The organism is Litorivivens sp., assembly GCF_041624475.1.
Lineage (GTDB): Bacteria > Pseudomonadota > Gammaproteobacteria > Pseudomonadales > Spongiibacteraceae > Litorivivens.
Genome location: NZ_JBFJUX010000033.1, coordinates 1 through 7475, shown reverse-complemented (window position 1 = coordinate 7475; position 7475 = coordinate 1). Strand labels below are relative to the sequence as shown.

Genomic DNA, 7475 nt, shown 5'->3' with positions numbered 1-7475 from the left:
CGCTTTCCGCGCGCATCTCGTTGAAGGCTTCCTGTACCTTGCGCAGATCGCGCTGGGAGATGGGATTGTCTTTGTCGATGATGCCGTTGAGTTTCAGCGCCGCGCACACGTCGCGGCTGAGAATGAAAGTGTCTTTGCCCATAAAGCGCAGAAAATACTGGCCGCTGTTGCCGCCCAGACGTGAGCCGTGTTTTTTCAGGTAAAGCCAGAGGCCGGTGATGTCGTCCTCTGGCCACTGGGCCAGAAATTTACCAACCCCGCCGTACTCCCGTTGCAGATCGAGCACCAGCAGGGCGTTGTCCTGCACAGCCTTCACTTTGTTCAGGTTGCGGATGATGCGGGTGTCGCTGGCCATGTCTTCTATTTGTTCGGGCGAGCGGGAGGCTACCCAGATGGGCAGAAAGCCATTAAAGACTTCTTCAAAGCCGTCCCATTTGTTCTGCACCACGCGCCATACGAAGCCGGCGCGAAAGATGCAGGCCGCCATCTCGGCCAGGTAGCGATCATCGCCGATTTTGCGCAGCTGGGCCGCTGTTTTAGCCTTGGGCAGTTGTTCCTGCAGGGCTTTAACGCCGCCCTGATGGTCGAGGGCACGTTGTTGGCAGCGTTTGAAGAGTGTGGTCATGGAGCCGTTCCCGGTCGAGCGCGAAGGGCGAGAATAGCGGGGTCATTCGGGGGCGGCAAGCGCGGGCTTGCATAAAAAATAGTCATTCTTTATATTAAAGAGGGTTTACTATATAGAAGCAGGTGGTGTCATGGGTCGATCGACAAAAAAATTGGAAGCACTCGAGTCCGGGAGCGAAACCCTGTGGCGCACCCAATACTACGAGCCGGCGATTGCCGAGCAGGGTGAGCGCAAAACCCGCTTCCAGACCCAAAGCCTGCGCTGGGATATCAAACCGCTTTACACGCAATCGGACCTGGACGCCATCGGTTTTGACCCAGACAAGGATCTGGGCCTGCCCGGCACCTACCCCTATACCCGGGAGACCCGTCCGGCGGGTTATCGCGGTGACCTGTGGGCTATGACGCAGGTCAGCGGTTTTGGCTGCGCAGAAGATTCCGCCAAGCGCTGGGAGTACATGGTCAATCAGGGGCTGGATTCCATCATCGTCGAGTACGACCTGCCCACCACCAATGGTTACGATTCCGATAACCCCCTGTGCCGGGGGGAAGTGGGTCGCGCCGGTATGGCGCTGGACACGTTGCAGGATATGGAAGAGGCCCTGAACTTCCCGCTGGAAAAACTCAAGAACCTCACCTCGGTGTGCAATGCGCCCCAGCCAGTGAACTTGGCGATGCTGATCAAGGCGCTGCAGCGCAAGGGTAAAAAGCTCGAAGACATTCGCCTGATGATGCCCAACACCATTCTGGTGGAGTACACCTGTGTTGGTCGTTACATCTACCCGCCCAAGCACGGTCTGCGGCTGGCCTGTGACGTTATCGAGTACTGCATGACCCACCACAAGAACTGGATGCCGCTGAATATCGTCGGTGCCCAGATTTACGCGGCCCGCGGCAACCCGGTGCAGGAAATCGCCTACTCTTTCGCGATGGCTCGGGCCTATATCGACGAGCTGCTGGCGCGCGGTCACGACATTAACGAAGTCGCCCCCATGGTGAGCTTTATCACCGGCATCGATATGGACTTCTTTGAAGCCATCGGCAAGCTGCGAGCCTACCGCAAGGTCTGGGCGCGCCTGATGAAGGAAACCTATGGCGCCACCGCCGAGGAGGCGCTGAAGCTTCGGTTGATGAGCTCACCCGGCACCATGTCCATGGCCCTGCAGCAGCCGTTGAATAACATCGCCCGGCTCGGTATTGAAATGCTGGCCTGCGCCCTTGGTGGCGGTGCTCACACGATTAACACGCCGCTTTACGATGAAGCCCACGCCCTGCCCAGTGAAGATGCGATTACCATTGGCGCCAACATCCATCACATTGTTGCGCAGGAAACGGGGGTGGCCGACACCATTGATCCCCTCGCCGGTTCCTACTATGTGGAATATATGACCAAGCGCATGGAAGATGCGGTGTTCGAGGAAATGGAAAAAATAGAAGCCATGGGCGGTGCGCTGGGTGCGCTGGAGGCCGGTTATTTCCAGAGCGAACTGGCGGAAGAGCAGATCGCCATGAACAGCGATTTTCACAGTGGCGAGCGCAAGTTTGTCGGTGTGAACTATCTGGTGAAAAAAGACGAAAAGCGCGAGATCGAAATTTTCCGGCACGACGAAGAAGCGGAAGCGCGGCAGATCGAGCGGCTGAATCGAATCAAGGCACAGCGCGACAATGCCGCCGTTGAGCGCGTTCTGGAAAAGGTGCGCGAAGCTGCCCGCGGTAACACCAATATGGTTGAACCCATGCTGGAAGCAGTCGAGCTCTACGCTACCCACGGCGAACTGTGTGACGCGATGCGGGATGTGTTTGGGGAGTATGACCCGAATGCGTTGACGCCGACGCTTTAACATTGCGCCCATTCTTTTACGCGAGATATTAGATGACCCAACCCATAAGAATACTCCTCGCCAAAATCGGCCTGGACACCCACACCATCGGCATCACGGTGCTGGCCAAGGAACTGCGCGATCGCGGTTTTGAAGTGATTTTTTCGGGCCTCAAACAAACCCCGGAAAAAGTCGCCCACGCTGCGCTGCAGGAAGACGTGGATGTGATCGGCGTCAGTTGTCTTTCCGGCGGGCATATGACCCACCTGAAAGTGCTGGCCGAAAAGATGAAAGAAATGGGCCTCGATGACCGTATTCTGATCGTTGGTGGCGTTGTGCCGGAAGAAGATGTCGAACCTCTCAAGGCTCTCGGCGTTGATCAGGTCTTTACCATGGGCGCGAATATGGACGACATCGCCGCCTTTTTGCGCAGTGCCGTCTCTGTCTGATGCGTCGCCCTATTGTTCTCGACGACGCCTGGCGTGCTGCGATACAGGCGCGTGACGTCGCTACGCTGGCGCGCACCATCACCGCCATTGAACGCTCGCCGGAGTTTCTGCTGCAACTGTCGCGGGAAGTCTTTGTAGTGCAGCCCGTCAGCAGCATCGGTATCACCGGGGTGCCCGGTGCTGGCAAGTCCACTCTCCTGAATCAATTGATCAGGCACTACCGGCAAGCCGATAAAAACGTGGCGGTACTGGCGGTCGACCCGAGCAGTATTCAAACTGGCGGTGCCGTGTTGGGTGACCGTTTGCGAATGCAGGATCATGCTCTGGACGACGGTGTTTTTGTCCGCTCCCTGTCTACCAAGGGTCAGCTGGGCGGGGTTTCCGAAACCACTTTTATCACGGCCCAGCTGCTCAAGTTTGCCGGGTTTGATCGCATTTTTATCGAAACCGTCGGCATCGGTCAGAACGAACTGGATATTGTGCAGGTGGCCGATGTCAGCGCGCTGGTTTTTATTCCCGGCGGCGGTGACTACGTACAGGGCATCAAGTCTGGCGTGATGGAAGTGGGCGATGTGTTTGCAATCAACAAATGTGACCTGGACGGCGTGCGGGCCTTGGAAAAGGTACTGCAATTGGAAGCCCACGACCGGGAAAACAAAACCGGCTTTGTCACCACCGTGTGTCGCACCAATGCGATCAGCGGCGATGGCGTGGCCGAACTGAGCGACGCGCTGGAAGCGGCGTTGCAGTCTCCGCAGGCGAAGGCGCGGCGGGCGTCCCAGCTGCGGGCTTTCTCAGAATTGCTATTAACCATCGAACTGCGCCAACACTGGTTGAAGCCTTTTGTTACGGGTGAGCGCGGCAGCGCATTTTTTGAGGATCTGGAGCAGGGTAAAGCCCAGCCAGCCGATATTGTCGATGCCTTTCGCAAAGCGCAGGAGTAAGTGGCTGTGAGTAACAGCCGCGGCTGGTATCTGGTATTTCTGCTGTTTCTGGCCTATCTCCTGTCCTTTCTCGATCGCCAGATCATTGCTCTGTTGGTTGACCCGATCAAGCACGACCTCGGTATTTCAGATTTCCAGTTTGCGCTGCTGCACGGTCTGGGTTTTGGCGTTTTCTTTACGCTGTTTGGTATTCCTATCGCCTTGGCGGCAGACCGATGGCGGCGTACCCGCGTCATTGGGATCGGTATCGTGGTGTGGAGTGCCATGACCGTGGCCTGCGGTCTGGCTCGCAACTATCTGCAGCTGTTTCTCGGCCGGGTTGGCGTTGGTGTGGGCGAGGCGGCGCTGGCGCCGGCGGCCTATTCCTTATTGGCAGACGTGTTTGATCGCAAGCGCTTGCCCACGGCAATGGCCGTGTTTTCCATGGGCAGCACCGTGGGCAGCGGCTTTGCTTTTTTACTGGGTGGCCGTTTGCTGGATTGGCTGGAAGGTTGGGATCGCACTCATATCAGTTGGCTGAACGGTTTTGCTGACTGGCAACTGGCTTTTATGCTGGCGGGTCTGCCGGGTTTGTTCTTGGCGGTTCTTATTTTCCGTTTTGCTGAACCAAAGCGCCGGGGTCTGCTTGAGGCTCCACCCTCGGATGCGCTGCAACAACTGCGTACCACGTTTGGTTTTCTGATGGCCCGGCGCCGGTTGTATCTGGGGATATTTCTGGCCATTGCCGCAACAACCGCCATGAGTTCTGGCTTTATCGTCTGGACGCCGGTGTATCTGATCCGCCACTTTGGGCTGACGCCGGCGCAGGCGGCTGGCCATTTTGGCGGCATTTTTGTGATTGCCGCCAGCCTGGGGGTGCTTGCCGGTGGTGTGCTGGCCTCGCGCTGGCAACCGCGTTTTGGTCAGCAGGCCTACCTGCGGGTGATGGTACTGGCTATGTCAGGCACTTTGTTTAGCTTGCTGCCGCTTGGACTCACGCTGAGCCTGCCGCTTACCAGCGGTCTGATTGCGTCGGCGGTGTTTTTTACCCAGTCGCTGGCCGGGGTGTCGGTGGCTTCTCTGCAGGTAGTGACACCGAATGAAAAGCGGGCGCAGGTCTCGTCCTATTTCCTGCTGTTTGTAAACCTGCTCGGCTATGGCAGCGGTGCGCCGCTGATTGCAGCCGTCGGGGACTTTTTCCTGCCGCCCGAAGCCCATCTTGGTTTGGCGCTGGCCCTTGCCGCAGCGGTTTTGCTGCCGCTGGCGCTGCTGGCCGTGCGGCTTGCCTGGCAACCCTATAAAATTGCCCGCAATTTTGCCCTGGATGAAGACTGACGTGAGCGAGCTGGCACAGCTATTGGAAGAATACCGGGAATCGGCACTGGGTGTGGTGCTGTTTTCGCTGGTGGCTGATTACGAAGCCCACTTTTTAAAGGCCTATGGTGAACAGGGCTTTGCGGACATTCGACGATCTCACGGCGCCGTGCTGCGGCATCTCGACGCCAGCGGCACCACCCTGTCTGAATTGGCTCTGAGGGCCGGAGTCAGCAAGCAGGCAATTGGCAAGGTGGTGCGCCAGCTGGAAGGACTGGGTTACCTGTCGGTGGTGGTCAGTGCGAGCGATAAGCGCGCGCGATTGGTTCGCTTCAGTTTGCGCGGTGATCGTCTGGTAAGTGCCTCAAATCGGGTGGTCGATGACATTCGGCGGCACTATCGCCAGCAATTGGGCAGCGAAGCCTTTCAGCGCTTGTTTGAACTGCTGCAGGCTCTTACTGAGAAGCTCGGGCGTCAGCCAATCGTAACGGCGACTGGCGAAGCCCAGCGCTTTCTGCATTTTGGGCGTTTGATGGTCGAGCTGGCCGGCGATTTTGAACAACGTTTGCTGCAGCAATTAGATCCGGGGGACGCCGAAAAACTTTCCCGCCCGGTGCTCAGCCAGTTTTTCTATTGCCGGGCCGGTGGTATGACCGTGACCGAACTGGCCGAGCGGCAGCCCCTGACCGTTCAGGCTGTCAGTCTGACCAGCCGGGCTATGGTCAAGACGGGATTACTGGCGGTACGCGAAAGTCCTCGTGACAGCCGGGCCAAGGAGCTGTCAGTCAGTGCTGCCGGTCAGGTCTGGTTACAGAATGTGGTGGTGGCTAACCAGCGTATACAGAAAGGGTATTCTGATCTCCTGGGAGCACAAGGCCTGCGAGAATTGGATCAGATATTCCGGCGTTTACTGAGGGCGCTTTCTCCTCACGATTAAGCCCTTGAGCTGGCGCTTCGGCACCGCTCAGCTAGAGGAAATTGCAGCAATAAACCACCAAAACGGCGTTTTCGCGGCGATAGGCGAATCTGAATAACTCTTAACCCTATCGGGTGCACAGTCCGGCCTACACTCATTGCATAACAATCACCACGCTGAGGATTCCCCATGCTGTCGCAAATGGATGACTACCCGCTGCACCAGATTGCCGATGTAATTCGCTACCCCGGCACCTCTGACCGCAATTTCTACGACCGTTACTATTTCAATATGCACGCCTCCAGTGATGACCTATTTATGGTCATGGGCATGGGGCAATACCCCACTTTGGGCGTGCAGGATGCCTTTGTGGTTGTGCGCCGCAGTGACAAGCACCATGTGGTGCGTGCATCGCGCGAACTGGGCGACGATCGGATGGATACCTCGGTGGGGCCGCTGCGAGTTGAGGTACTGAAAGGATTGGAAAAAGTACGTTTTGTGGTGGAAGACAGCCCCGAACACCCGATTGCCATGGACGTCACGTGGGAAGGCGCTATTCCCGCTTTTCTGGAGCCGCGCCAGTATATTCGCAAACACGGCCGGGTACTGTTTGATTCCATGCGCTTTGCCCAGACCGGTTACTGGAAGGGCACCTTGCGCGTCGGCGATGAGACTTTTGATGTTACCCCGGACAAGTGGAAGGGGAGTCGGGATCGCTCCTGGGGTATTCGCCCGGTGGGTGAGCATGAGCCGCAGGGTATTCATGAAGGCACGCCGATCATGGAAGGTATGTGGAATTACTGCCCCATGCAGTTCGATGACTTCTCCATTATCTATATTCTGAACGAACACAACGACGGCACTCGCGTGCTGGAGGAAGCAGTGCGGGTCTGGAATGATCCGGAGCGCGAGCCGGATTGGCTGGGCCGCCCTGAGCACGAGCACAATCTGGTGGTCGCCAAGCCCTACCAGACCTTTATTGATTCGGCGGTGATTCGTTTTCCCGAGGCACCGGAAGGCCCGCTTGAAGTGAAGGTTACGCCAATGACCCATGTGTGGGTGATGGTGGGTACCGGTTACGGGCTGGAGGCGGACTGGAAGCACGGCATGTACAAGGGCAAGAAAGTGGTAGAAAGCTTTAGCCTGGATATGGAAAAGGACAAAGACCGCATGTTTGGCCTCTGTGATAATGCCGCCCGTTTTGAGATGAACGGTCAGGTCGGCTACGGCCTGTTTGAATACGGCTTTTTCGGAAACTTTGATCGCTACGGTGTGAAGTGAAAATGGCGACGATAGACGCAGTATTGTTTGACTTTGGCGGGGTTTTTACGCTGTCGCCTTTTGCCGCTTTTGATGAGGTCGGGCAGGGCATGGGGGCTCGTCCGGGGCAGATTCAGGAAATTGTTTTCGGTAACTATCATGAAGACGG

General features: G+C 57.2%; 7 protein-coding genes. 6 read left to right on the top strand and 1 reads right to left on the bottom strand.

Going from position 1 to position 7475, the window contains the following annotated elements; all coding sequences use genetic code 11:
- Positions 1 to 625 (bottom strand): DNA-3-methyladenine glycosylase I (locus ABY734_RS16670; protein WP_372780518.1); only part of this gene is annotated, 625 nt, incomplete at its 3' end.
- Positions 626 to 755: 130 nt separating this feature from the next.
- Here ABY734_RS16670 and ABY734_RS16665 point away from each other — a divergent pair.
- The 6 genes from ABY734_RS16665 to ABY734_RS16640 all read left to right on the top strand — a co-directional run bounded on the left by ABY734_RS16665 (position 756) and on the right by ABY734_RS16640 (position 7327).
- Entirely contained in the window at positions 756 to 2465 is a 1710-nt protein-coding gene (locus ABY734_RS16665; protein WP_372780517.1) for a methylmalonyl-CoA mutase family protein, read from the top strand.
- 32 nt (positions 2466 to 2497) lie between these two features.
- Positions 2498 to 2893 (top strand): cobalamin B12-binding domain-containing protein, encoded by a 396-nt coding sequence (locus tag ABY734_RS16660; protein ID WP_372780516.1) that lies wholly within the window; start codon positions 2498 to 2500, stop codon positions 2891 to 2893.
- On the top strand, positions 2893 to 3837 hold the full coding sequence (meaB, locus tag ABY734_RS16655) for a methylmalonyl Co-A mutase-associated GTPase MeaB (RefSeq protein ID WP_372780515.1): 945 nt from the start codon (positions 2893 to 2895) through the stop codon (positions 3835 to 3837). Before ABY734_RS16660 ends, meaB begins: the two co-directional genes overlap by 1 nt.
- Before the next feature lie 6 nt (positions 3838 to 3843).
- Complete coding sequence (locus ABY734_RS16650; protein WP_372780514.1) at positions 3844 to 5151, top strand: spinster family MFS transporter; 1308 nt, start codon at positions 3844 to 3846, stop codon at positions 5149 to 5151.
- Between the two features lies 1 nt (position 5152).
- On the top strand, positions 5153 to 6067 hold the full coding sequence (locus tag ABY734_RS16645; protein WP_372780512.1) for a MarR family winged helix-turn-helix transcriptional regulator: 915 nt from the start codon (positions 5153 to 5155) through the stop codon (positions 6065 to 6067).
- A gap of 168 nt (positions 6068 to 6235) precedes the next feature.
- Positions 6236 to 7327, top strand: a complete 1092-nt coding sequence (locus ABY734_RS16640; RefSeq protein ID WP_372780511.1) for a hypothetical protein — start codon at positions 6236 to 6238, stop codon at positions 7325 to 7327.
- The last annotated feature ends 148 nt before the right edge of the window (positions 7328 to 7475 follow it).